Source organism: Methylophilus sp. 14 (assembly GCF_015354345.1).
Taxonomy (GTDB): Bacteria; Pseudomonadota; Gammaproteobacteria; order Burkholderiales; family Methylophilaceae; genus Methylophilus.
In genome coordinates this window covers 25,357-50,963 of record NZ_JADKYS010000004.1, presented here as the reverse complement: position 1 = coordinate 50,963, position 25,607 = coordinate 25,357, and the positions used below count along the sequence as shown (strand labels likewise).

Genomic DNA, 25,607 nt, shown 5'->3' with positions numbered 1-25,607 from the left:
ATCAGCCACAAATCATGCATGTTTAAACCGCAATTTATACACAAGCTAATTTGGTTATAACTCATTGAATTAAATTGGTTTTTAGAGTTACCCACAAAAAAGTTGCACATTACTATTAGTCTTATCTTTTATATATTGAAATAAAGTTATTAATCAGGTCAGGCCATGCAAATCAAAATCAACCGTGAGGTTTTGCTTAAACCCCTTAATAGTGTCACTGGTATCGTAGAGCGTAGACACACACTGCCTATTCTTTCCAACCTGTTGGTCAATATCAAACAGCAAGAAATGCATTTGACTGCGACCGATCTGGAAATGCAGATTTCGCTCAAAGTACATGGCGGGATAGAAGGTGAATTAAGTACTACGATTTCAGCTAAAAAACTGCTGGATATTTGTCGCTCACTGCCGGACAGTACGACCATAGAAATGAACAACCAGGATAACCGCATCACGCTCAAAGCAGGCAAGAGTCGGTTTAACCTGCAAACCCTGCCTGCAGCGGATTACCCTTTAATGAGTAAAGCCAGCGGCCAGAACATTAGTTTTAGTCTCGCGCAGTCAGAACTGAAGCGCTTGCTTAAACAAGTTGAGTTTGCGATGGCCCAGCAAGATATCCGTTACTACCTCAACGGCTTGTTGTTAGAAGTGAATGGCAACCAGTTGCATGTGGTGGGCACTGATGGTCACCGCCTGAGTTACACCAACACAACATTGGACCAGAGTTTTGATAAAACTGAAGTGATCCTGCCACGTAAAACCGTGCTGGAGCTGACCAAGTTGCTGGATGAACAATCTGATGCGCCAGTGGTGATTGATGTGCTCAATGGCCAGGTCAGTTTTGAATTCGGTGATATTCAACTGATCAGCAAAGTGATTGACGGCAAATTCCCCGATTACAACCGCGTGATTCCAACCGGCCACCAGAACACATTTATGGTCAACCGCGTGGCGATTTTGAGTGCCTTGCAACGGGCTTCTATTTTGTCCAACGAAAAATACCGTAGTATCCGCATGGTGATTACGCAGGGACAACTCAAACTGATCAGTACCAACACTGAGCAAGAAGAAGCAGAAGAAGAACTGGAAATTGATTACAGCCAGGTTGCGCTGGATATTGGCTTTAATGTCACCTACCTGATTGATGTGCTCAATAACCTGGGTGACGAGCAAATTGAGTTTGCGTTTGCCGATGCCAACAGCAGTTGCCTGATTACTGCTGCCAGTGATGCCAACTATAAATACGTTGTGATGCCAATGCGCATATAATGCCTGCACCCGTGTTTCACGTGAAACACGCTGCAGTGACTTTTAATCTCAATTAAAGAAGCTTTTGTTATGGCACAGCCACAAGAATATAACTCAGACAGTATCAAGATTTTGGAAGGTTTGGACGCAGTACGTAAACGTCCCGGCATGTACATTGGTGACACGTCAGATGGTTCCGGTTTGCACCATATGGTATTCGAAGTGCTCGATAATGCGATTGACGAAGCACTGGCAGGCCACTGTGACGATATTAAAGTGATTATCCATCCGGATAATTCCATCAGTATTTCTGATAACGGTCGTGGTATTCCTACCGATATCAAAGAAGACGACAAACACGAGCCTAAACGTTCTGCGGCTGAAATCGTGATGACTGAGCTGCATGCTGGCGGTAAGTTTGACCAGAACTCTTACAAAGTGTCTGGTGGCTTGCACGGTGTGGGTGTGTCTGTGGTGAATGCCCTGTCTGACTGGTTAAGACTGAAAATTTACCGCAAGGGCCAAGTGCACCAGATGGAATTTCATCGCGGTGTGCCACAAGCGCCTCTAACCATCACTGGTACCACCGACAAAAAAGGGACAGAAGTCCACTTCCTGGCATCGGTTGAAACATTTACCCTGGTCGAATATCACTTTGAAATTCTGGCCAAACGTATCCGTGAACTGTCTTTCCTGAATAATGGCGTCAAGATCGAATTGATCGACCAACGCACAGGCAAGTCTGAAAACTTTGCTTTTAGCGGCGGTATCAAAGGCTTTGTGGAATACATGAACCGTACTAAAACGGTGCTGCATCCAAAAGTGTTTTACGCCGTCAGTGAAAAAGACAATATGACGGTGGAAGTGGCGATGCAATGGAACGATAGCTACTCTGAATCGGTACAGTGCTTCACCAACAACATTCCGCAACGCGATGGCGGCACGCATTTGACTGGTTTGCGTACGGCAATGACGCGTACCTTGAACCAATACATCGAACAAAACGAATTTGCTAAAAAAGCCAAGGTCGAAACCACTGGCGACGATATGCGCGAAGGCATTACCTGCGTGTTGTCAGTCAAAGTGCCTGATCCTAAATTCTCTTCACAAACCAAAGACAAACTGGTTTCTAGTGAAGTACAACCAGTGGTGTCTGAAATTGTGGCCGCTAAACTGGCAGAATTTCTGGAAGAAAACCCGGTCGATGCCAAAATTGTCTGTGGCAAGATTGTAGAAGCCGCGCGTGCACGTGAAGCTGCCCGTAAGGCGCGTGAAATCACCCGTCGTAAAGGCGTGATGGACACCATGGGTCTGCCAGGCAAACTGGCGGATTGCCAGGAAAAAAATCCAGCCTTGTCTGAACTGTACCTGGTCGAGGGTGACTCTGCGGGTGGTTCAGCCAAACAAGGCCGTGACCGTAAGTTCCAGGCGATTCTGCCACTCAAAGGTAAGATCCTTAACGTGGAAAAAGCGCGTTTTGACAAACTGCTGGGCTCACAGGAAATCGCTACGCTGATTACTGCCATGGGTACCGGCATCGGCAAAGATGATTTCAACCTGGAAAAATTGCGTTATCACCGCATCATCATCATGACCGATGCGGACGTCGACGGTGCGCACATCCGTACCTTGTTGCTGACGTTCTTCTATCGCCAAATGCCAGAACTGGTTGAAAACGGACATATCTACATTGCGCAACCACCGTTGTACAAAGTCAAACAAGGCCGCGACGAGCGCTACCTCAAAGACGAACACGAGCTGGATGAATACTTGCTTAACTCCGCCTTGCGTGATGCCGTGCTGGTGACTAAAGAGGGTGGCGACATTCTGAAAGACGACGCCTTGACCAGCATCGCCAAACAAATGGTGCTGACAGAAGCCGTAATCCGTCGTATTGCCAATCTGTACGATGAAAGCGTATTGCGCGCCATTCAAGATTTGGGCGACCTCGATTTGAGCACTGAGTCTGCGGCCAATACGGCGGCTGAAAAACTACGTCCTATCCTGGGTGCAGTTGGTTCAGAAGTGATTGTCGCGCAAGACACTGAAACCAGTGCCTATCGCCTGGAGGTGAACAAATATGTGCACGGTAACCTGCAAAGCTGCGTCATTGATGCTGAGTTCCTCAGCAGTGGCGATTACCGCCAGATCAACCGTACCTCAAACATGGTCAACAACCTGTTGGGCGAAGGTGCCTTGATCAAGCGTGGTGAAAAAGAGCAAAAAGTCAGCACCTTTAAACAGGCGCTGGACTGGTTGCTGGGCGAAGCCAAACATAACCTGAATATTCAGCGTTACAAAGGCCTGGGCGAGATGAACCCGGAACAATTGTGGGAAACCACTATGGACCCCACCGTGCGTCGCCTGCTCAAAGTGCAAATTGAAGATGCCATCGGCGCCGATGAAATCTTCACCACACTGATGGGCGATAACGTGGAACCACGCCGTGCGTTTATCGAAAGCAATGCGCTCAGCGTCAGCTCACTAGATGTTTAACGAAGTCTGTTTTCATCTGCATTAAAAAAGCGCCTGCGGGCGCTTTTTTATTACTCACTTTTTAAAGCTTAAAAACATGCGAGAGACAAACCCGCGATTCAATCAGGCAACGCTGATAGGCCTAAGCGCCGTACTGATGTGGAGCGTCAAGGTAGGCCTGTTCAGGAGTGTGGCTGAAATTTTTGGCCCGATTGCCGGTGCGGCCATGATTTTTAGCGTTGCCGGATTATTTGCCAATATGATTATCGGCGCGCCTAAGCTTCAAACATTCCCCAGGCTATACCTATCGGCCTGTTCGTGCTCTACGAGGTCATGCTGGCGCTTTCTATCGGTTCTGCGACTGACAGAGGGCAGGCACTTGAACTGGGGATCGTTTGCGTGATGCAAGGCGAGGGTGCCTGGTCAGTCGCTATTTTCTGGAACAATATCCAGCGCAACCCAACAGGCTATGGCATGGCATTTTTTGCCGCCATCACCTGGGCAGTGTATTCGGTCTTTACCCGTCGCTTTGGCAACGGTGTGAATGGCGTACCGTTATTCCTCGTCATCACGGTAGGGGTGTTGTGGCTGGCTTATGTATTCAGCGACCAAGCCGCGTTAACATTCAATCTGGCCGGATTCCTTCAGGTAGCTGTTATGGGCGCACTGATGGCCACGGCCTACTCCTGCTGGAACTACAGCATCCAGCACGGTAACCTGGCGGTGCTGGCGACGATGTCGTATTTCACGCCTGTGTTATCTGCGTTGCTAGCCTGCGTGTGGTTAGGCGTTAAACCAGATGCCGGGTTTATCTACGGCGTGGGCCTGGTGACGCTAGGTTCATTGCTGAGTGGTCGCGCCAGCAAATAACTATTGCATAATAAACTGCCTGATTAACTGGCACAGCGTGTTAAAAGCCGGGTGTGCGCCAGCGCTTAAAGTGTATGTGCTGTCTTCCAGTCGTTGTACCTGCACCGGCACACCAGCTTGCAATAGCTTGGTGGCGTAAGCCTCAGCTTCATCGCGTAACGGGTTGGCCTGCGTGCTGATCACCATGGCAGGCACCAGCCCCGCCAATCGGCAAGAGTTTACTGGAGACACATAAGGGTGCAAGGCATTGCTGGCCACTTGCGTATAGTCGGCCCAGGCGCGTCGGCAAGGGCTATCTACTTCAGCCGCCAGAGACCTTGAGGTTTGTAACGCATCCAGCATGGGGATGATCAATATTTGCCCTTGCAGGGTGTGCTGGCAAGCCAGGCCACGGTCGCGAAACAACATGGCAACCACGGCCGCCAGATTGCCGCCGGCCTGTTCCCCGGCCACAAAGAGTTTTTTTGGGTCAGCGCCTATCTTTTTCGCATGCGTACTTACCCATGCCAGTGCTTGGTAAGCGACTTCTATGGTGTCTGGGAACTGCATGGTTGGTGCTAATGGATAAGCCACACAGACCACCACCATATGCTCAGACAGCGCATTGGCAATGTCATAAGCCGTTTCAATACTGCCGCAGTTAAACAACCCGCCATGAAAATAAATCAGGGCAGGTTGTTTGCTTTTAGCATCGCCGTTGCCAAATACCTGCAAAGTAATCGGCGTTGCGGTGGTTGAATAGGTAAAGTGTGTTGTCCACATGGCTTAAAGTTTGGGCACAGCCATGCCCAGTTGCACCGCAGGGCGGTCAGCGATGGTGTGCAGCCAGCGTTGCAACGCCGGTTTATCGTTAAAGGTATTGTTTAATGCCTGTTTAAAATACACCGTGGCCGCCTGCACCCATGGGTAACAGGCGATATCGGCGATAGAGTATTCTTCCCCGGCCAGATAAGCATGGCTGCTTAACTGCTTTTCCATCACGGAGAACAATCTATCCACTTCTTCAGTAAACCGCGTAATGGCCAAAGGCGATTTTTCCTGGCTGCGCACGGCGAAAAAACCAAGTTGGCCGAGCATGGGCCCCAGCGCACTGGTTTGCCAGTGCAACCACTCCAGTGCGCTATAACGGGCTTGCCTGTGGGGGGCTAAAAACTGGCCATATTTCTCAGCCAGGTAGGTCAAAATGGCGCCACTTTCAAAAATCACCATAGGTTCACTATCTCCTGGCTCCGTGTCGACAATCGCCGGAATCTTGTGATTAGGCGAAATCGCGCTGAAATGGGCAGAGAACTGCTCCTGCTTGCCCAGATCAACCGGGCTCACCGCATAGTCCAGCCCCAGCTCTTCCAGCATGATGGAGATCTTTCGACCATTCGGTGTTGCCCATGTGTATAAGTTGATCATTCTTGTTGCCTTTAAAAAATTAACGTAAACCGCCACCCACCAGCAATTGCTCGCCGGTTAACCAGTAAGAATCCTCTGAAGCCAAGAATGCCGCTACTGAGGCAATATCATTCGGTTGGCCGGTGCGGCCCAATGGGGTTTGTGCTACATAGCCACTTTCCATTTCTGAGCCAATCACGCCCGCGGTTTGTGTGCCTTCGGTGGCGACCAGGCCAGGGTTTAAAGCATTGACGCGAATCTTGCGAGGGCCTAGTTCTTTGGATAACGAACCAGTGATGGCATCCACTGCGCCTTTGGTCGCGGTGTACACCGCAGCACCCGGCGGCGTTAAGCGGCTGACCACAGAGCCAATGTTGATAATGCTGCCGCCTTCAGGCAGATATTTCACTGCGGCCTGGGTTGTCAACAACAAGCCCAGCACGTTGATATTGAATTGTTTGTGAAAGTGTTCAGGAGTGATTTCTTCGATGCTGGCAAATTCATAAATGCCGGAATTATTCACCAGAATATCCAGCTTGCCATAGTTGCTAATCGCCGCTTCAATAATCGCCTGTGCATCTGCCGCTTCACTCACATTGCCACCCACCGCCACGGCCTTGCCGCCCGCGGCAGTAATGTCAGCCACCACTTTGTCCGCACCCGCTTTGCTAGACAAATAATTCACCACCACCGCTGCGCCATCACGGGCAAAACGTCTGGCGATTTCAGCACCAATACCTTTAGAGGCACCTGTGACGACTGCGACTTTACCTTCAAGTTTCTTGCTCATAATAAATCTCCTAATTAAAAAGTAATGAAGTTGTTTGAAACTGGTGACCACTATAAATAAATAAAAAAACAGATAAATCACCTAAATATGCAATCACTGTGCTAATTTATTGGACAATCAAGAGAGCTTAGAGGGGCTTATGGATAGATTCGACACCATGCTGGCGTTCACGCGCGTGGTAGAGCTGGAGAGCTTTACCAAAGCCGCACTATCACTCAACCTGCCAAAAACCACCGTCTCGGCCCAGGTGCTGGCACTGGAAAAACGTTTACGTGTGAAGTTATTGCACCGCACCACCCGGCGCATCAGCGTGACGACGGACGGTGCCGCCTATTACGAGCGCGCGATCAGGTTATTAAACGAGCTAGAAGAAACCGAAGCCGCCCTCAACCAGGCCACAGTTAGCGCAAAAGGGCGCTTGCGGGTAGATGTACCCACGCCGTTAGGGCGTTTGGTGATTATTCCGTCACTGCCAGACTTTTTTAACCGCTACCCCGAGATACAACTCGAAATCGGCTGCGATGACAGGCCGATTGACCTGCTAGAAGAAGGCGTCGACTGCGTCATCCGTATCGGTAATTTGTTAGATAGCAGCCTGGTCGCGCGCCGCGTAGGCACCATGCAATTTATGCTGGTCGCCTCGCCTGACTATTTAAAAACCTACGGCACACCACAACTCCCAGACGACCTGCAACGCCACCAGGCCGTGCACTTCTTTTCATCCAAAACCGGCAAAGTGCGCAACTTCATTCTCGAGCACGAAGGCGCTCAACAAGAAATCCCCACCATACGCAAACTGGCCATTAATAATGGCGATGCCATCGTCGCCGCTGCGCTGGCAGGCATAGGCATCTGCCAACTGCCCAGCTTTATGGTGCAAGGCTATTTAACCGAGGGTAAGTTAGAAAAAGTGCTGGGTGATTATGGGGCAGGGAGTTTGCCGATTAATGCGCTTTATCCGCAAAACCGGCATTTATCATCGAAGGTGCGGGCGTTTATTGAGTGGGTGGCGGAGTTGTTTTCGGAATGCCGCTTACTGCAGAAAACCAGTTAGAACGAAACCTTATTTGAGAAAAAGGAAGTGACATAAGCCTCGAAAAACTCTTGAAGAAACTCTGTTTAAACTCATCTCGAAAACCAAACATGAGTAGTCTAAAGCGCCTTTCTAAGTTTGAGTTAGAGCTCGCTATTTCCCCTTATATCCTGGACCTAAATTTAATTGTATAAAGTTTGGATATTTTATCTGTCGTAAGTGAATCTATTGCATGAGATTCACTTACGACAGCATAGTTAGATTAAGCTCTGTTTATTTTCTTTTTGGTAATCAAATAATTCTCGGGATTTTTTTCCCACTCTTCACATTCGAAGACTGTCTTGAATGGGTTTTGAATAATTATTGGAGAATAGGACACATCATTAATCTTGCTCCTATCAATCAGATATAAAAAATAAGTTTGCCCTTTTTCAAATGCTATATCAATCTCATTCCTAGACCAATGAAAGTAAGGTTGTGAGCCACTATACGATTTGACCTCTATGAATCGATCATAGGTCCTTGAGTCTACATCTTCAAACGAAGCTATATCATAGCCATCAGAAGTAGAGTATTCGGCTACCCACAAGACAGTGCATTGATTATTAAGTCGTCTTTTTTCAAATTCCAAAACATACAACTCAGCTTCGGTACCATATTGTGTTTGTAGTTGCAGGATTCTTTGAAGTTGTTCAGGTGATAATGACTTCGATCTATAACTTCGAAGAACTTCTTTTTTGAAAAGATCCTGATACTCAGGATTGATTACGTAATAGCTTGATACTTCCGTTGAAATATATTTTAAAACTTCGAAATCAATTAGTAGTTGTTTGAAGTTAGTATGCTTAAAACCAAAAGCTTCATTCGTGATTCTTATAGTCTTCAAAACTAAATCAGTAGACAAATTAGCCTCTGAGAAAATCCTGGCACTTATTACGTCCGACTTGAGTAACTCAAAGAGGCTTTTAACAATGCGGCGACAAAGTAATCCTTCATCCTCAATGTGATTCAAGAAAGATGTATTTAAAGTCAGCGTTTCGTTGGGTGCTAAATCCAATATGCCTAAAGTAATAGCTAGCTCAAAACACCCCTCAAATCTGCTTCTGCCGTCAATGGATCTATTGAAAAATAATTTCTTTAGGTCGGCTTTTGACCAGGGCTTCGAAGATTTATGTATAACCCCAACTAGCTCTTTGTAAAATTTGGGAGTGCCTAAGTTCGTATATTGGCTAAACTCTTGCAGCATAATTATCTAAAAGAGCCGTGATGATATCTGTCTCATCACTTTCATCTATCCGGCTAAATAATGGAATATCGTCGTTGATGATTTCATTCATCTGATTGATTTTTATTTGAAGTTTCTGCGTAATTACCTCATCTATGGAATCACGAGAGATGAGGTAGTAGTAGTTCGTTACCTGGTCTTTTTCTAGTCCGACACGGTGTATTCGGTCCTTTGATTGGAGGAAATTAGAACAGTTATAGTCTCTTTCTAGGTAAATGGCATTGTGGCACCCTTTGTGAAGTGAAATCGACTCAGCTACGGCAAACGGATTGGCAATAACAACCTGGAAATCAAGATTCTTGGGGTCATTGAATGAATCTATTATTATTTCTCTTTCTTTTTGTTCCACCTCTCCAATCAATAGTTTTGCATTAATTTCATTTGTCAACAAATATGTTTGTAGGTCTTTAGCATTCTGTATGAATATCGTCCAGACGATACATTTTTCTTTGTTTGGTATGATTTTTCCTAACAGAATCTCTAGGGTCTTTTGGAATTTGACCGGAGTTTCAAGAGTGTAATAATTTAATATGTTTCGTAGAAACTCCGCATCATCAATAAAAATTTCATTGTTTTTCGTATAACGGGTATTTGGATCAATATCCCCATTTAAATCGTTCTCTTCCAAGGCACCTATTAGTGGTTTTGCCAGTAACAAGGGGTTAGAGGAGGCCTGACGTAATCTAATTAATTTGGCTTTATTCACCATGTCCATGAATGTGGCAGACGAATCTTTCTTGAAGGATTTTATGTATTTTGATTCTATCTGGTCATATAACTGCCTCTGGATAGGATTCATATTTACAAATACATTGTTTTCAGTAACTGGAGGTAATTGAAGGTCATCCTTTTTAATCCTGATGAAGTAAGGTGAAAGGTTTCTCTTCAATTGTTGGATACGTGGAGATTCAAGATCTGTTTCATTCGTCATATCCACTAGATTTTGATAATGGAATCCTATTACTTCTTTATGTTTGAAGGGGTAGATGAACTTCATTAAGTTATAGATATCCTGAAAGCCATTCGGTACAGGGGTGCCGGTAAGGATAACTCTGGCTGTAGCATATTTAGATATCTCGGTAATGCTTTTACCCCAGATACCGTCTGGATTTTTGATTCTATGCGCCTCGTCTACCACAAGCATAGTTTTATTACGTTTCAAGAATTCGATGATGTCATTCAATAGAATGTCTACACCTGCATGAGATATAAGTGAAACCTCATGAGGTGTCGCAGCATAAAGATGCTGAAGCTTTTTTTCTTTCGAGATGGTTAAGTCACCAGACATCCGCTGTACAGAAGCGAATTGTCCAAAACATTCCTTATATTCTTTTTCCCAAGGAGCGAAAGACGATAAAGGCCCTATGACCATTAACTTATCTACATGACAGCTGTTATTTTGATCCAAACTTTTTAGATAAGCGTAAGCGCCATAAACTATGGATGTCTTCCCCGCTCCAGGAACTGCAAAATTGCAAGCGTTCTGAGAAAAGGCTAGATGGAAAGCAGACAGTAACTGAAGAGGATACAACTTTCTGACTAACGATTTCGAAAGAACCGCCTGGAAATTGTCAAAGTGATTTACGAGGTCAACATTGTCATTGAACTCATTATTCCTAATCTGCTTGGCAAGTGTCGAGAATGCTTCAAACTGTTGCAGCTCATTAGAATATGATCTCAATTCATTATTGATTGAATTCGACTGCCTGTAAGGTAAATCAAATTTTTCTAACAAATCGCGCAGACTCTGCAGTATCGTAATCTGGCTCTTATCAGTGAACGGAACGTAAATCTTATGGGACGTGAACTCAGATTCAAGACGTTTTAGGGATGTCATGAACCTCCTGTTGCTTGATATAGCCTCTATCTCTCCAGATAGGGAAAACTTCGGTGATGAATCGCTTTCCTCAATATCTATCAATATCATAGTTGAGAAAGTTTTTTAGTCAGTTTGTAAGAAAGGCGTTGTATATCGGTTGCGAATTGTTCAGCCTTTTCAACATCACCCTCACCAATCTTTTCTACTTCGATTGATTCTAATAAGGAAATTATTTTGGGAAAAATTTCTAACGGTGCATGCTCAGTTACTGATCTAAAAGCTTTATCTGCCAATTCGACTACTAATTGCTGAATGGCAGGATTTTTAAAAGCCTTATTATTTTTTTGGATTGCATCAAAGGAGTCAATACTTCTCTTAATCAGTTTCTCAGGCTCTTTACCAGACTGTAAGTTCCTGAGTTTTTCGTAATGTACCTCAAGGTTATCTTTGATTCGGTCGTGGATTTTGTCATGGAATTTTTGATCTCTATCGTCCAAATGACTTTTTAGATTCATTGAGTTGAAATCTATTGCTGGCTCCTCTATTCCTTTAGTCGCCTCGAAATGTGAGTCACGAAAGCTCGTCCATATTTCTTTTGTACCGAAGAAATGATTTGTCTTTAGACCATAAGCGAGATTTCGAAATTCCTTGCCCTCATACTTGTCCCGTATGTAATCAAATGAAATAATCTTTAAGTCATCTACGTCATTATCTTTGTATCCATCAAATGCTTTACTGCTTGTCTCTCCATAGAAATTCTCCATCCATTTCGTCAAGCTTATAAACTGATCTTCCCGTCCATCCAATTGGGTATATATGCCGTCATAACCTAGTTCGCTTAGGTATTCATCCATGATGTCCATTACAGCCAAATAATCTTTGATTGCAGATTTTTGCTCACCCATCCAATCAGCAATTTTGGCTATGGTAATTTCTTCTTCAAAAGAGGCCGATAGGTCGGTATAAAGATCCTTTGCCTTCAAATATTTCTCAATAGGGTTGTAGCCTAACTTTTCGTCCTCCCCCATCTGAAAAGATGTTTCGAGTTTTTTTATTTCGATAGGATTTTCTTCAAGAGTTACTGGTAGTACAACTGCTTTGAAGTAATCATCCTTACCCAAACGATTCAGAAGCATGGCTCGCCTGTTGCCATCGATAATTATCCCGTCACGGGTAATTATCCCTACTTTCTTTTGACCGGAGATTGCCAGGTCTGCTTGAGTTGTCTTGTTTCTATCCTCTTTTGAATCCCATAGGAGCCGCTCTATCTGCTTTTTCCCCTCGGGAGTTTCGACGTCGATACTATGATTCTGTTTTTCTAAAGATTTGGTCCTACTCAAAATTCGACCGTTATATTTGTTGTAAACTAGATATGCTAACGGGATTTTGTAAACATTCATCGATTTAAGACTGTCCTCCCAGGCAATTTCCTGGACCCCGAAAGGATTTTTCTCATCCCGATCGATAATTTCTTGGATTTTACTGATTCTCGTTTTTTGATCCATTGTATTCCCCGTTGGCTATCGTTGAAATTTTATTAACAGCGTATAAAGCAAAAAGCTGACTGACTGGTACAACTGCTTTATATGAGAAAAACTTAATTTGTTCTTGTTTATACATCAAGTCAGCTATGCCAGCCTCATCAATCAACTGCTTAAGTTTTTCAATAAGCAATGTCGGTTCCGTTAACAAATCAGTTGACCTGCACTGTTCGTACATCATTTGTAGTTGCTTTGCCGTTCCAATTTTGTCTGAGAAGCCATTATTGACGCGGTTGATGAAGCTTTCTCCAGCTGGAAATTTCTTAATGGTTTCTTCAATTTGTTCATAGTAATAATCATCGACTTTTTGTATTGGAAATCCACTTCCTGTCCCATATTGTATGCTTGTCATCCAAGCTCCTCCCACGTCGCCACGCGTTGCAATGTCGTAATTGGAAAGTGTGACTGTAAGATTGCCAACTTTTAACGGATGACCTCTAAACCTTGAGTTTTTTATCTTGACTGAAGCCTCTGAGAAATTAATCGGATTAGGGTTATTTAAATTAATAACACCCTCTAGTTTTGGCTGAAGTGTGACTTTTAGCGAGCTAGGGATTTCAAGATTCAAATGTTTTAAAAGCTCTCCTGCGAAAGCACGGCTCACAGAAGGACAGACTGCATTTCCGACTAATCTCCACTTAGGATTCGCACTTCCTAGAAATTGGTAGGTATATGGAAATCCCATGATTGTGGCTGCCTCTCGGACAGTAGGGGACCTATATTCACCATCACCTTTACGATTATATTCAGATTGATATATGTGAGCCTCTCTAGTGCTTGCACTTATAGTGGCAAGAACCGTTCGGCTTGGTTTTTCAAGATTTTCGGGGAATGACATAACTCCCATGTACGGGTGATTTGTTTTGAGGCGTTTGGCTTGTGACCATTTGGACTGATAGATACCACTGTCATAAAAATGATCTGTTAGTAGTTTTGAGGATAACGTTATTGTGGGATATATAGGATCCACAATAATGCTTTCATCTTTAAGTATGGGGGACGGCATTAATTGGAGAAGCTCTTTAAGACTTCTCCACTTAGGTAAACACTGATCAACATTTGAATGGGTTGGGGCTGGAACAATCAGTTTTTTTGCAGCGATTATCTCACCAGAAATAACTCTTTTTCTTGATTGGTATGAGCCATAGTCAGCCGCATTGATGACCGGCTGATTACCCTCAAGTGTAATTGCTAGGGCCTGAGGATTAAGTCCATTTTCCTCTGCCCATTCAGTGAGTTCTAGATCCTCGAAATTGAATGACGCGGGCAAGTATTTTTTTGAGTTCGGTACGTTTTCCATGTACCAGGCTTTAAGAATAGAGTCCTTCTGAAACTTTTTTATTACGACAATCCTTAAGAAGGCTTTTATAAGAAGCAGACCTTTGGTCTTATCAGCTTTACCAGAGTTATTGGAGCTCGAGAATGATACGCAAGGTGGACTCCCAATAATCACATCGGTATTGGGTACTTTATTTATTTCTTCAATTGAGTTGTTGAAGTTAAGAATGTCATAACATTCTGAGTTAGTGCCGAAGTTATGATTAAAGGTGTCGATGGCAGGACGCCAGTTATCGTAACCTTGGATGATTCTAAATCCCTGTTGTCTAAATCCTTCGGAGAAACCACCGGCACCACAAAAGAAATCCACTACAGTTAGTTGTTTAGTATCTCCCACTATGTTCTACCTATTTTTATATCAATCTTATCTTTACCGTAAATCATATCATTTTGCTAGTTGTTGCTGAAATTAATTCATACGGGGATTACTTTAACTAATTGCCGCGAATTCAAGCCATTTACAACTTATAGAGTTAATAGCAAGGTGTTTTTAGGCGTGAAAAAGAAAATAGAATTTATGAATTACCGAAGCGCAAATTTTAGCTATTGAAATAATTGCACTAATAATCGACTGGTGGTTACTGTTATCTGGACTCCCTTGTGCAAAAGACTAATCAGTTTTGATTTTACTCACGGGTAATTTACCAGTAACTGAGCGTTTAATAATCCCAGAAACAATGCAGCGTAATATGAGCGCCAATATTTATGCTTTATAAAACTCTCAGCAATGCTAAGATTTTTATATAAGCCGTATTCAATTGCGCGCAGATGGCCATACTGTGTGGCTCACACAGCTTGAAATGTCATTCTAGAATAAGGCGGGTTTAAAACTAAAATACAAATATTGTTATTTTACTTTTGCTATTAAAAGTAATATATTGGGGAATGTATTTTACTTTTTGGCCTTTTGATTTATGACCATTCAGCTAGAACAATTTCGAGCCGGGCAGTTTGAAAAAGGCTATGAGTATCGCTTTTTTTTGCCTACAAATATAAACGATGAGTGGATTTGGCAAAACCCACAGGTAAATGCATTACTCGAAAAAGCTGCCATTAAGCTTGGTGAACTTAATTCGTTTGCAAGATTAGTCCCTAATATTGATTTATTCATTCAGCTGCATGTGACCAAAGAGGCTGTTGTTTCTAGTCGGATTGAGGGCACTCAAACAAATATGCAGCAGGCAGTGCTTTCTGAGGCAGAAATTTCACCTGAACATCGTAATGATTGGCGTGAAGTACAAAATTACATTGAGGCTTTAAATCAAGCAATTACAACACTGCAAACGTTACCTCTATCATCACGATTGCTTAAGGAGACGCATGCTATTTTGCTAAGCAATGTCCGTGGTGAGCATAAGTTGCCTGGAGAATTTCGCATTAGCCAAAACTGGATTGGCGGCAATAGTTTGTCTGATGCTACGTTCATTCCGCCACATCATCAATATGTGAATGATTTGATGAGTGATTTGGAGCGATTTTTACATAATGATGATGTACATGTCCCCGCATTGATAAGAGTTGCAATTGCACATTATCAGTTTGAGACGATACATCCATTTTTAGATGGTAATGGACGGATTGGACGTTTGTTGATTACCTTGTTTTTGGTCAATGCGGGTATTTTAGACAAGCCACTGTTATATCTTTCGAGCTATTTTGAAAAGAATAAAGGCTTGTACTACGACAATTTGATGCGGGTGCGCACTCACAGCGATATGTTGCAGTGGCTGAAATATTTCTTGGTAGGGATAGAGCAAACTGCTTCCTTGGCAGTGCATACGCTATCAGAGATATTGAAATTAAAAGCCCGCCTAGAGAAAGAACTGCAACAAAGTTTTGGGCGAAGAAATGCTAGTGCGCAACTCTTGTTAAATTCATTGTTTGAGCAGCCAGCGACAAGTGTAGAAGATGCTTCAAGGATTTGTGATTTGAGTTATAAAGCAGCTAACGATTTGATTGGCTTGATGAGCAAACACGAGATTTTGCATGAGGTGACAGGCCAAACACGTAACAGGGTATTTGTTTTTGCACCTTATCTGGATATTTTTGATAACTAATTTAATACGTCCAAATTAAAAGCCATCGTTGGATGAGAGTTCAGTCGTCAAGAAATCCTTGACTACTCGCTTAGATAGCAAAGGTTAACCAGATATCAGAGATGAGAGAATATTGGTCACCAACATGGAAAAACTAGAACCCACCCGCGAAGAAATAAACACCCTCAAAGGTTCCACCATGTTGGAGTTCGGTGCCACTTGGTGTGGATACTGCAAGGCTGCACAACCTACGATTACTTCTGAATTGAGCCATTTCCCAAATATCCGTCACATTAAAATTGAAGATGGCAAAGGCCGCAGGCTAGGGCGGTCGTTCCACGTGAAACTATGGCCGACGCTGATTTTTTTGAAAGATGGTGTTGAGCTTAGGCGTTTAGTCAGGGAAATTGACGCGGCTGAATTGAAGTCTGGGCTAGCGTTGATTGCAGCCTAACAGGCAACTGTTAAACAGCAGCTTTCCACGAAGCTTGCATATCAATTTCATCAAATGGTTTGGGTTTGCTAAACAAATAACCTTGCACCACGTTGCAGTCGCAATCTTGCAAATACTTGGCTTGTTCAGCTGTCTCTACGCCTTCTGCGACCAGTTCTTTTTTTAAGCTTTTTGCCATTGAAATAATCGCCTGCACTATCAGTTTGTGGTCATTATTGTCGGCAATGCCTTGCACGAATGATTGGTCAATTTTGATTTCGCTCACCGGGAATTTACTTAAATAACTGAGGGCGGAATAGCCGGTGCCGAAGTCGTCTAGGGAGATTCTGAAGCCCATTTTATCCAGGGCTTTTAAGGTTTTGGTGATGTGCTGGCTGTCGCTGAGCAGCAGGCTTTCGGTGATTTCCAGCGTGATCCAGGCCGGGTCACATTTGGTTTTTTTGAGTAAGTGGTTGATGGCGTTGAGCAGGTTGTTATGAATAAATTGCCGGCTCGATAAGTTGATGGCGACGGTGATGGGGTCTTGGCGGCCAGTGTTCCAGCGGACGGCATCTTTAAAGGCGGTTTGCATGATCCACTCGCCAATCTCGATAATAAAGCCTGAGTCTTCGGCGATGCCGATAAAGCGGTTGGGCGGGATCATTTCGTTATGGTTGCGGTGCCATCTGATGAGGGCTTCTACGCCGACAACTTTGTCGGTTTTCATATTCACTTGCGGTTGATAGTGCAGCAAGAACTCCTCGTTTTGCAGTGCCCGGCGTAGGGAGTGCTCGATGTCTATGCGCTCGATGGTGGTTTGCGATAAGTCGGCGGAATAAAACTGGTAGTTGTTGCGGCCTTGTTTTTTGGCCTTGTACATGGCGATATCTGAATACTTCACAATATCGCTGACATCGCAGCTTTGGTCCGGGCAAATGACGATGCCTATGCTGGCAGAAATAAACAGCTCGGTGCCGCGGATCAGGATAGGCTGCTTGATCGCCTCCAGCACTTTTTTGGCGACCAAGCCCGCATTTTTAGGATCTTTCACGTCTGATAGCACGATGGCAAACTCGTCGCCCCCGAGGCGGGCCACGGTATCGGTGGGTCTTACCGCGCGTTCAATACGCCTGGCCATTTCATAAAGCAGCAAGTCACCTTCAGCGTGGCCGAGTAAATCATTGACAGCCTTGAAGCCATCTAAATCCAGCATTAAAAAAGCAAACGAACAGTCTGTCTGATGAGATTTTTTAAGGGATTGCTCCAACACTTCCAGCAGTGAAATGCGATTGGGCAGTTGGGTGATGGAGTCAAAATAAGCCAGGTGATGGATACGGTCCAGGTTTTCGTATGATTGCGTCATATCCTGGCCAATGGCGATGACGGCAATGACTTCGTTGATGGCATTGAATTCTGGCGTCAACACGGTATCCATGATTTTGTGCTTGCCATTGCGGATGGTGAGCTTGAATGCGACATGCTGATTTTTGCCGTTTTGGAACACCTCACGTATGCTTTTCTCAAGCGCTTTGCCAGAGGCGCCACCGGGGTGTTGCGAGGGTGTTTTGCCGAACAGGCTGGAGGAATCCACCTCATAAAACGATGAATTGGCTTTATTGAGAAAAATGCGTTCACAGTTACGATTGAATTTGGCGATGCAATTGGAGGAGTTTTCGACAATGGATTTGTATTCGTTTTGTTTCTGGATATCTTCGGTGATATCCCTGGCATAGCCCAGCGAACCGACCACCTGGCCGTCTACGACGACCGACGATTTGTATGACTCTATCCAGTAATACTCGCCTTCAGCGTTTTTAATCGGCACCGTGACGGCGCTCGGTGAGGTGCTAAGCATGGCGCGTTTATCGCCATCGACATACTCTTGCGCCAACTCTGGCGGGAAAAAATCAAAATCAGTTTTGCCAATCAACTCATGACTGGAGGCGACGCCCACCATATTGGCATAGGCGCTATTCGCCACCAGGATCCGGCTGTTTACATCCTTGAGCCAGACCATGAATGGAAAGTTATCAATGAGGGTCTGAATGTATTGATTACTCTCAATATTCTGGTTGTTAATATTTTTCATGACATGAACGAATATTTCTAATATTGATTTATCTGACGCTTCCCACAATAAAATTAACTTACATTGTAATAAATTGTTTTCGGTAATATTTAAATTTTCTTAAATATTAAATACCTAGCTGCCCATAAAAGCGGCTTTTAAGGCGAGCACACCTTTCTCTAACTCGGCGGTAGTCAGGCTACCAAACCCCAAGCGTATGGCATGCACGCTTTGTTCGGATTCTGAAAACAAGGTGCCAGGCAAAATGCGCACATGATGTTTCAACGCCTGTGTGGCAACCTGTTCTACGTCGTAACCTTCTTTTAAACGTAACCAGATGGCGAGCCCGCCATCGGGGGCGTCAAAGGTGACGTATTCTTTGAGCTCTTTTTTAATCAGCGCAATCAGCAGGTTTCTGCGTTCGCTATACACCTTGAACGTACGGCGGATATGGCGTTTTATTTCGCCGGAGTGCATGAGTTCGGCCACGGCGAGTTCGGTGATGGCATTGCCCTGGCGGTCTATGAGCATGACTTCTTGCGCACAGCGGTCTATGAGGCTGGGGGTGGCGACCAGGTAGCCCACGCGCAAGCCAGGCGCGAGCACTTTGGAGAGCGAGCCGACATAGATGACGCGCCCGGCGTGGTTAGTGCTGGCGAGTGGAAACACCGGGTGATGCGAAAAGTGAAACTCGTGGTCGTAATCGTCTTCGACAATGGTGAAGTCATATTGCTCGGCCAGCATCAGCAATTTTAAGCGCCGCTCGGCGGTCATGATAACGGTGGTGGGGAACTGGTGATGCGGCGTGACATAAATGGCGCGGATAGGCTGTTGTTTGCAGAGTTTTTCCAGTGCGACCACATCAATGCCGTGTTTGTCTTGTTTGACGGTGAGAATGTTGGCACCGCAAGACCTGAAGGCTTCTTTGGCGGCGGGGTAGCTGAGCTGCTCGACGACGATATTGTCGCCCGGGCGGGTCAATACGCGTGCGGCTAAAAAAATGCCCATCTGGCTGCCGCGCGCAATACAAATCTGGCCTATATCCACACTCAGGCCTCTTTCCATATTGAGCATGGTGGCGATGGACTGCCGTAACGCCAGGGTGCCGCGCGGGTCACCATAGCCCAGGCTTTTGCCTTTGCTGGAGCCGATGAGCGCATGGCGGAATGCCCGCGACAGGATGTTGAACGGGATCAGCCGTGCATCGGGAATGCCGTCATTAAAATCAATCACGCCATCGACTGGCGATTGATAATTGAGTAGCGGGTGCGTCGGGCCTTCCACCACATTGGCGGGTTGATGGCTACTTTTAGCGGTTTGCGCCTGCGTACTAAAGTTGGGCAGGTTGGCCGAGACAAACGAGCCTCGGCGTTGCTCAGACACCAGCCAGCCCTGCGCGATGAGTTCGTCATAAGCCAGGATCACGGTTTTGCGGTTGACGTTGAGTTTCTCGGCAAGCTCACGCGTCCCAGGCATGGCGGTAGAAGGCGCCAGGCGGCCACGCTGGATTTCCTCCATGATTTGCTGGGCAATTTGCAGGTAGACCGGCAAACCTGAGGTGTCGGTAATTGTGAGTTTAAGACTCCACGAACGTAGCATTGCGCTCTCCATTAATCACACCAATAGTCACACCAAAACATGTTATGTCAGGAATAAATCCCTTTCTTTTGCGGGAAATCTGGATGACTCAATCGGCACTATATCGCAAAAATAACTGGACCAGTGAAGTTCTCAAAACTGGAGGATTGTGGACTAGTGCCACTCTGTTACATTTTTGAAACATTTTGTACATTGAGATAAATCGCTAGTGGAGACCTTCTCCATGGGCGTATTTTTAACCGTGGTTAGAAAGGAAGAGTCATGTCACCTCCATTAGATATCCAACTGACAGATTGGCGCCATCATGCGCTGGAACTTGAAAAGCAGGTGAACCAGGTGATTGTCGGGCAGAGCAAAGCCATCCGCTTGATGAATATTGCCATTTTTGCCCGTGGCCATGTGTTGCTGGATGGTGGCGTCGGTGTGGGCAAAACCACCTTGCTGCAATCGATTGCGCGCGGCATTGGTGGCGCGTATGAGCGGATTGAAGGCACGGTAGACCTGATGCCGAACGACCTCATTTACCACACCTTTTTGGGGCCAGATGGCAGGCCGCAAATTGATGAGGGGCCGTTGTTGCGCGCCGGGGAAGATTTATCCGTGTTCTTTTTTAACGAGATCAACCGTGCGCGGCCACAGGTGCATGCGCTGATGCTGCGGGTGATGGCGGAACGCCATATCAGTGCGTTTAAAAAAGAATACCGCATGCCGCACATGATTGTGTTTGCTGACCGCAACCAGGTGGAGAAAAACGAAACGTTTGAAATCCCCTCCGCGGCGCGTGACCGCTTCATGATGGAGATACCGATTGATATTCCGGCGGACCGTGAGTTGAAAAAATCGCTGGTGTTCAATACCAAGTTCCAGCACGCCGAAAAGCTCACGCAACAGGTGGATAGCAGCATTTTGAAGTTTGACCAGTTAAATGCGTTTTCTGACCGTCTGCAAAATCATATTCAATCCAGTGATGTGCTGGAGGAATACACCATGGATTTGTGGGAGGCCACGCAGCATCCGGAGAAGTTTGGCGTGACCATGGAAAGTGTGGATGTGAGTCGCGTGATCCAGACTGGCGCCAGCCCGCGCGGCATGGGCATGTTGATGAAAGCCGCCCGTGTGAATGCCTGGTTGAACGGCCGCGATAGTCTCTACCCGGAAGATATTCATGCCGTGTTCCACGAGGTGATTTCGCACCGCCTGGTGTTTAACGCGGCTTATGAAAACCGCAGGACAGCCCTGGCCCGGGAACTGACGAGCAATATTATCCGCACGGTGGCGGTGCCTAGCCTGTCATTTAGCAAAGCGGCTTAAGCATGCGCGCCACACTCAAAAACGCCTGGAAAAAAGCCGAGCAGAAAACACCGCTGCATGACGAAGAGGCCGGTTACGCGCGGCCCTTTGAATATGTGGTTGGCTGGAAGTCTGACAGCATCCAGCTCGGTGATCATCCAGGCACACAGCGCGGAATAGGCTCTGACTACCGCGGCACCATCAACCTGGTGGATTACCCGGATGCCAGGCGTATGGATTTGCGGCAGACCATACGCGATCCGTTTGAGCAGGTGCAGGTGCGACAGTTTAACCAGGACAGTACGACGCCGATTTATGCCGTGTGTGATTTATCCGGATCCATGCAGTTCAGGGGGCGCCAGCGCAAGCTGGATACTGCGGTAGAAATCGCCACGGCGGTGGCGAATTCGGCTTATAACATGGGCGATTTGTTCGGTTTTATTGGCTACAACCAGCAGGTGCTTGAGGATTTCACCTTGCCGCTGAGCCGCAATTATCACCAGAGCAAACAGACCATCGCCTTGCTGCATGAGTATCACTCGCTGCGTATTGGCATGGAGGGTGTCACCGACATGCCTAACTTTCTGGGGCAGACGCGCGCCCTGGTGTTCTGGATTTCGGATTTTCATATGCCCTTGCAGGTGATTGAGAAAACCTTGTTGGCGATGTCTGCCCATAAGGTGGTGCCGATTGTGCTGTGGGACGATGAGGAATACAAAAAACTGCCCAAGTTTGGCTTTGGCACCATGATAGACCTGGAAACCGGGCGCAATCGCACCCTGTTTTTCCGTAGCGAAGTCAAGGCCAAGTTCATTCACGCCTTTCATGCGCGCAGGCAGGCATTAGAAGCCTTATTCATGCGTTTTGAGAGTCCGGCGCTGTTTATGCACGGCGACTACCGGCCTGAGCTGATGACGCATTATTTTGAACAAGCAATGTGATGGTGAAAAAACAATCATGCTAAAACAGATTTCAAACATAACCGTTCGCAGGGGCATGCAATGCCTGTTACTGGCTGTCAGCGTACTGCTCACGGCCACTAGCAGCCAAGCAGCAGCTCCTACTTTAAGTGTGGTGAACCCACCCTCGACTTATGGGGTGCATATTGGGGATGTGCTGACCAGAACCCTAGTGGTTGACTCCGGCGGAGACATACTGGCAAAAAACACCTTGCCTAAAAAGGGCCGCAAACAGAATGGCATCGAGCTGGTTGGCGTCGCCGTACAAAGCCAGGCGCAGTCAGGGCATACCCGCTATACCGTGCAATTTGATTATCAGGTGTTTGCGGCTAGTGCCACGCCCAGCGTGATGTATTTGCCCGCAGAAAAACTGACCGTCGCAGCCACTACAGTGGATATTCCCGCCTGGGGATTCTGGTTTTCACCACTGGTGACGGGCGGGACGACCACCGCCAGGAAGAATATCTTGCCCGAAGTGAAAACACCCCTGATTGACAGTCATGTGCATCAGCAAGGGTTGGTGGTCAGTCTGAGCATCACGGTGATCAGCTTGCTCGCCTTGCTGTATATCAATGCCGATGGTCAATGGCTGCCATTCATGGGCGGGGCGTTTGCACGGGCGCACAGGCAACTCAAGCGACTGGCAAAATCCGCCAAACCAAAAACCGCGGCAGAAGAGAAAAAAGCGCTGGTTTATTTGCATCAGGCCTTCAACCAGCATTATGGCGCGAATATTTTCGCCCGCGATGTGGATGAGTTTGTGCGCTTGCGCCCAGGCTTTAAAGGCCTGCAGCAGGAGATTACGCAATTTTTTGAGGCGTCCAATCAATCGTTATACGATGTGAAAAGCCGCGACAGCCGCCAGGTGATTGCGCAACTGGTGCAGCTCAGCAAGCGTTTGCGCGATTGTGAGCGGGGCGTGTCATGATCATTTTAAATCCATGGGCCTTTGCCCTGTTGCCCATCGCGCTGCTGCCTTTCTGGTTAAAAGGCCATCAGGGCCAGCATTACAGCTGGCTGGAGCTGATGCCGGAAGACCTGTTTTCTGACCGGCTCAACCTGGCGGTCAAGGTCATTATGTCTTTGCTGTTGCTGAGCATTGTGATTGCACTGGCGGCCCCGCGAGGTTCAGACGAGCAAGTAGCTCGTGTAGGCAAGGGTGCCCAAACGGTGATGGTGATAGACCGTAGCGTAAGTATGGACCACCCGTTTGCGGGGGATGCTACGGGGGGGCATATGGCGGAAATCAAATCTGCCGCGGCGCGCCGTATCATCACGCAATTTATTGACTCACGTCCGAATGACATGATGGGGGTGGTGGGGTTTACCAACTCGGCGTTGTACGGCATCAAAATCACCACTAACCGTGATGCCATTCATGCAGCGATTTTGGCCGCCACCAGTCCTTCGCTCAACCAGACCAATATCGGTGCCGGGCTCACCGAGGCGGTTGGCTTGTTCGATAATATCCAGAGCTCAGGCTCTCGTGCGGTGATTCTGCTCTCGGATGGCGCTGGCAAACTGAGCCCGCGCGTGAAGTATTTGCTTAGCGAGCGCCTGAAAAGCCGCAAGCTGAGTATTTACTGGATCATGCTGCGTGAACCTGGCGAGCCGAGCATTTTCTCCAAAGATGAATACGGCGAAGACCGCACACCTAACTCGATTATCTTGCACAAATATTTTCAATCCTTGGGCCTGAAATATAAAGCCTATGAAGCCGATGATCCTGAAACCTTGCAGTCGGCGATTAACGATATCGACTCGCGGGAGAAAAAGGCCATTAAATACCACGAGACCATTGCCGGCTATGACTATTCCAAGGTGTTTATGGTCTCTGCGCTGGTGTTGGTGTTGCTGATTCTGGTGATTAAAAATGTAAGGGTATACGAATGAAAAATCATTTAACGCGCAAAAACCAGGTGCTGGGATTCCTCTTCATTGTCGGCGTGCTAGGGAGCGCGTATGAAGGCTATCAGCTGCATACCATCTCTGCGGCCAACGGCCTTTTACAGGCGGGTGAAGTGTTGGCAGGAGACCCGTTTCCTTTTCACCAGAAGTTTGCCGATGCTTATCAGCAAGGCAAAACCGGTAACTACAAACATGCAATACAGAATTTTGGCCAATTGCTAGAGGCGCCTAAACAGCAGGATGCCTCTGTGTTTGAACCCAGCCAGGCATTAAAGTCGCAGATTCATTTTAATATCGGCAATCACTTGTTCCGTTCTGGTTTGCAGCGCCTGGTCGAGGCGGATGGCTCGATTCAGGAGCAAGCCAAGTTTGATTATTTACAGGCACGTGCGGCGTATGAGCAGTCACTCAAGCTCGACCCTGGCAACCAGGCAGCCAAATTCAATTTGAGTTTATTGCATGGCGTGATTCCCAAACATATTAAAACCGTGCCGCAGGATCCTTCTGGCATGGAGATTAGTAATCTGCCACAGGGGTTGCCATGAAACGCCTTTTTTCACTGCTGAAAGCACATTATGAAACCAGCTTGCTGCTGGGCGCCATGCTGTTTCTGGTGCTGGCCCTGGTGAAGCCGGAGATACAACTCAAACAAGAAGTGCATAACTATTTGTTGCTGGCAGATATTTCGCAAAGCATGAATGCCGAGGATATGCAGGTTGCCAATAAACCGGCGACGCGCCTGGCTTACACACAGCATCTGATGCGGCAAGTGGTGAAAACATCGCCATGCGGCACGTATGTGAGTGTGGGCGTATTTGCGGCGGAGAATGTCGCGTTATTGTTTATGCCATTAGAAGTGTGCGCTAACTTTGACATTATTAATGACAGCATTAACCACCTGGAATGGCGCATGGCCTGGAGTGGTAACAGCCGTATGACGTTTGGCGTGAAAGCTGCCGAAGCCACGTTTGATTACCTGAATATTCCGGCACAAATGCTGTTTTTTACCGATGGTGACGAAGCGCCCAAAGCCAACGGCATTAACAAACTGGATATCAGCGATGTGCGCATAGGCAAAAACGTGATTTTTGTGGGCGTCGGCGGTAAGGAGCCTGCACCGATCAAGCGCTTTAATGCGAATAATCGCTTTGTCGGCTATTGGGGCACCGATGCGGCGGCTGAAAGTGCGGGCGGTGGCGTCAATTACAGTGATGCCAGCAAAGATGATCCTGATCCACCGGTGGCTTATGCCGAGTTTGACCGCTATTTATCCAGCCAGGATGTGGACCATCTAAAAGAAATGGCGACTGAAATCAAAGGCCAATATATCGAAGGCATAGACGAACCGGCTTTTTATCAGTTTGTGCAGTCGCAAACGCCCGCTGCCAAGTTTGTCACCAGCTATTCGGTGAAGTGGCTGTTTTTAACCCTGGCGGCATTGATGGTCATCGCGACTTACCTGCCGGATGTATGGGCATACCGCCTGCGTGATCGCCAGACCGCCTAGGGTGTGTCAGCCTGGTGATGTGTGT

At 46.5% G+C, this 25,607-nt stretch carries 21 protein-coding genes; 12 read left to right on the top strand and 9 right to left on the bottom strand.

Going from position 1 to position 25,607, the window contains the following annotated elements; all coding sequences use genetic code 11:
* Positions 1-165: 165 nt before the first annotated feature.
* From dnaN to INP78_RS14585, 3 genes are all read left to right on the top strand, one after another.
* On the top strand, positions 166-1,269 hold the full coding sequence (gene dnaN / locus INP78_RS11075; protein WP_194742264.1) for a DNA polymerase III subunit beta: 1,104 nt from the start codon (positions 166-168) through the stop codon (positions 1,267-1,269).
* 69 nt (positions 1,270-1,338) lie between these two features.
* A complete protein-coding gene (gene gyrB, locus INP78_RS11070; RefSeq protein ID WP_194742263.1) occupies positions 1,339-3,744 on the top strand; it encodes a DNA topoisomerase (ATP-hydrolyzing) subunit B in 2,406 nt (801 codons plus the stop codon).
* 297 nt (positions 3,745-4,041) lie between these two features.
* The gene (locus INP78_RS14585; protein WP_368667988.1) at positions 4,042-4,593 is read left to right on the top strand and encodes an EamA family transporter; all 552 of its coding nucleotides are present in this window, start codon (positions 4,042-4,044) and stop codon (positions 4,591-4,593) included.
* Here INP78_RS14585 and INP78_RS11060 read toward each other — a convergent pair whose 3' ends face one another.
* The 3 genes from INP78_RS11060 to INP78_RS11050 are packed head-to-tail and all read right to left on the bottom strand — an operon-like array spanning position 4,594 to position 6,766.
* Entirely contained in the window at positions 4,594-5,355 is a 762-nt protein-coding gene (locus INP78_RS11060) for an alpha/beta hydrolase (RefSeq protein WP_194742262.1), read from the bottom strand.
* A 3-nt stretch (positions 5,356-5,358) separates the two neighbouring features.
* Positions 5,359-5,997 carry a glutathione S-transferase N-terminal domain-containing protein gene (locus INP78_RS11055; RefSeq protein ID WP_194742261.1) on the bottom strand — a complete coding sequence of 213 codons (639 nt, stop codon included), beginning with the start codon at positions 5,995-5,997 and terminating at the stop codon, positions 5,359-5,361.
* 19 nt (positions 5,998-6,016) lie between these two features.
* Positions 6,017-6,766 (bottom strand): glucose 1-dehydrogenase, encoded by a 750-nt coding sequence (locus tag INP78_RS11050; RefSeq protein WP_194742260.1) that lies wholly within the window; start codon positions 6,764-6,766, stop codon positions 6,017-6,019.
* 139 nt (positions 6,767-6,905) lie between these two features.
* On the opposite strand from INP78_RS11050, the gene INP78_RS11045 reads away from it, so the two are divergent.
* Positions 6,906-7,820 carry a LysR family transcriptional regulator gene (locus INP78_RS11045; protein WP_194742259.1) on the top strand — a complete coding sequence of 305 codons (915 nt, stop codon included), beginning with the start codon at positions 6,906-6,908 and terminating at the stop codon, positions 7,818-7,820.
* Positions 7,821-8,061: 241 nt separating this feature from the next.
* Here INP78_RS11045 and INP78_RS11040 read toward each other — a convergent pair whose 3' ends face one another.
* From INP78_RS11040 to INP78_RS11025, 4 genes are all read right to left on the bottom strand, one after another.
* Positions 8,062-9,045: a DUF3883 domain-containing protein gene (locus tag INP78_RS11040; RefSeq protein ID WP_194742258.1), complete on the bottom strand. Its 984-nt coding sequence runs from the start codon at positions 9,043-9,045 to the stop codon at positions 8,062-8,064.
* Entirely contained in the window at positions 9,029-10,921 is a 1,893-nt protein-coding gene (locus INP78_RS11035; RefSeq protein WP_194742257.1) for a DEAD/DEAH box helicase, read from the bottom strand. The genes INP78_RS11040 and INP78_RS11035 overlap by 17 nt, the downstream gene beginning before the upstream one ends.
* 86 nt (positions 10,922-11,007) lie before the next feature.
* On the bottom strand, positions 11,008-12,408 hold the full coding sequence (locus INP78_RS11030; RefSeq protein ID WP_194742256.1) for a hypothetical protein: 1,401 nt from the start codon (positions 12,406-12,408) through the stop codon (positions 11,008-11,010).
* On the bottom strand, positions 12,383-14,119 hold the full coding sequence (locus tag INP78_RS11025) for a DNA cytosine methyltransferase (protein WP_194742255.1): 1,737 nt from the start codon (positions 14,117-14,119) through the stop codon (positions 12,383-12,385). The genes INP78_RS11030 and INP78_RS11025 overlap by 26 nt, the downstream gene beginning before the upstream one ends.
* 577 nt (positions 14,120-14,696) lie before the next feature.
* Between INP78_RS11025 and INP78_RS11020 the strand changes: the two genes are divergently transcribed.
* Entirely contained in the window at positions 14,697-15,839 is a 1,143-nt protein-coding gene (locus tag INP78_RS11020) for a Fic family protein (protein WP_228522839.1), read from the top strand.
* A gap of 124 nt (positions 15,840-15,963) precedes the next feature.
* Positions 15,964-16,272 carry a thioredoxin family protein gene (locus tag INP78_RS11015; RefSeq protein ID WP_194742254.1) on the top strand — a complete coding sequence of 103 codons (309 nt, stop codon included), beginning with the start codon at positions 15,964-15,966 and terminating at the stop codon, positions 16,270-16,272.
* A 10-nt stretch (positions 16,273-16,282) separates the two neighbouring features.
* Here the strand turns inward: INP78_RS11015 and INP78_RS11010 are convergent, their stop codons facing one another.
* Positions 16,283-18,340: an EAL domain-containing protein gene (locus INP78_RS11010; RefSeq protein ID WP_194742253.1), complete on the bottom strand. Its 2,058-nt coding sequence runs from the start codon at positions 18,338-18,340 to the stop codon at positions 16,283-16,285.
* 114 nt (positions 18,341-18,454) lie between these two features.
* Positions 18,455-19,918 carry a PLP-dependent aminotransferase family protein gene (locus INP78_RS11005; RefSeq protein ID WP_194742252.1) on the bottom strand — a complete coding sequence of 488 codons (1,464 nt, stop codon included), beginning with the start codon at positions 19,916-19,918 and terminating at the stop codon, positions 18,455-18,457.
* A gap of 261 nt (positions 19,919-20,179) precedes the next feature.
* Between INP78_RS11005 and INP78_RS11000 the strand changes: the two genes are divergently transcribed.
* Genes INP78_RS11000 through INP78_RS10975 form a run of 6 tightly spaced genes read left to right on the top strand, consistent with a single transcriptional unit; the run spans position 20,180 to position 25,582 of the window.
* Entirely contained in the window at positions 20,180-21,229 is a 1,050-nt protein-coding gene (locus INP78_RS11000; RefSeq protein WP_194742251.1) for a MoxR family ATPase, read from the top strand.
* Between the two features lie 2 nt (positions 21,230-21,231).
* The gene (locus INP78_RS10995) at positions 21,232-22,149 is read left to right on the top strand and encodes a DUF58 domain-containing protein (RefSeq protein WP_228522838.1); all 918 of its coding nucleotides are present in this window, start codon (positions 21,232-21,234) and stop codon (positions 22,147-22,149) included.
* Positions 22,150-22,204: 55 nt separating this feature from the next.
* The gene (locus INP78_RS10990) at positions 22,205-23,095 is read left to right on the top strand and encodes a hypothetical protein (protein WP_228522837.1); all 891 of its coding nucleotides are present in this window, start codon (positions 22,205-22,207) and stop codon (positions 23,093-23,095) included.
* Positions 23,092-24,060 carry a VWA domain-containing protein gene (locus tag INP78_RS10985; RefSeq protein ID WP_194742249.1) on the top strand — a complete coding sequence of 323 codons (969 nt, stop codon included), beginning with the start codon at positions 23,092-23,094 and terminating at the stop codon, positions 24,058-24,060. Before INP78_RS10990 ends, INP78_RS10985 begins: the two co-directional genes overlap by 4 nt.
* Complete coding sequence (locus INP78_RS10980; RefSeq protein WP_194742248.1) at positions 24,057-24,620, top strand: hypothetical protein; 564 nt, start codon at positions 24,057-24,059, stop codon at positions 24,618-24,620. Before INP78_RS10985 ends, INP78_RS10980 begins: the two co-directional genes overlap by 4 nt.
* Positions 24,617-25,582 (top strand): vWA domain-containing protein, encoded by a 966-nt coding sequence (locus INP78_RS10975; RefSeq protein WP_194742247.1) that lies wholly within the window; start codon positions 24,617-24,619, stop codon positions 25,580-25,582. The genes INP78_RS10980 and INP78_RS10975 overlap by 4 nt, the downstream gene beginning before the upstream one ends.
* Positions 25,583-25,607 lie beyond the last annotated feature (25 nt).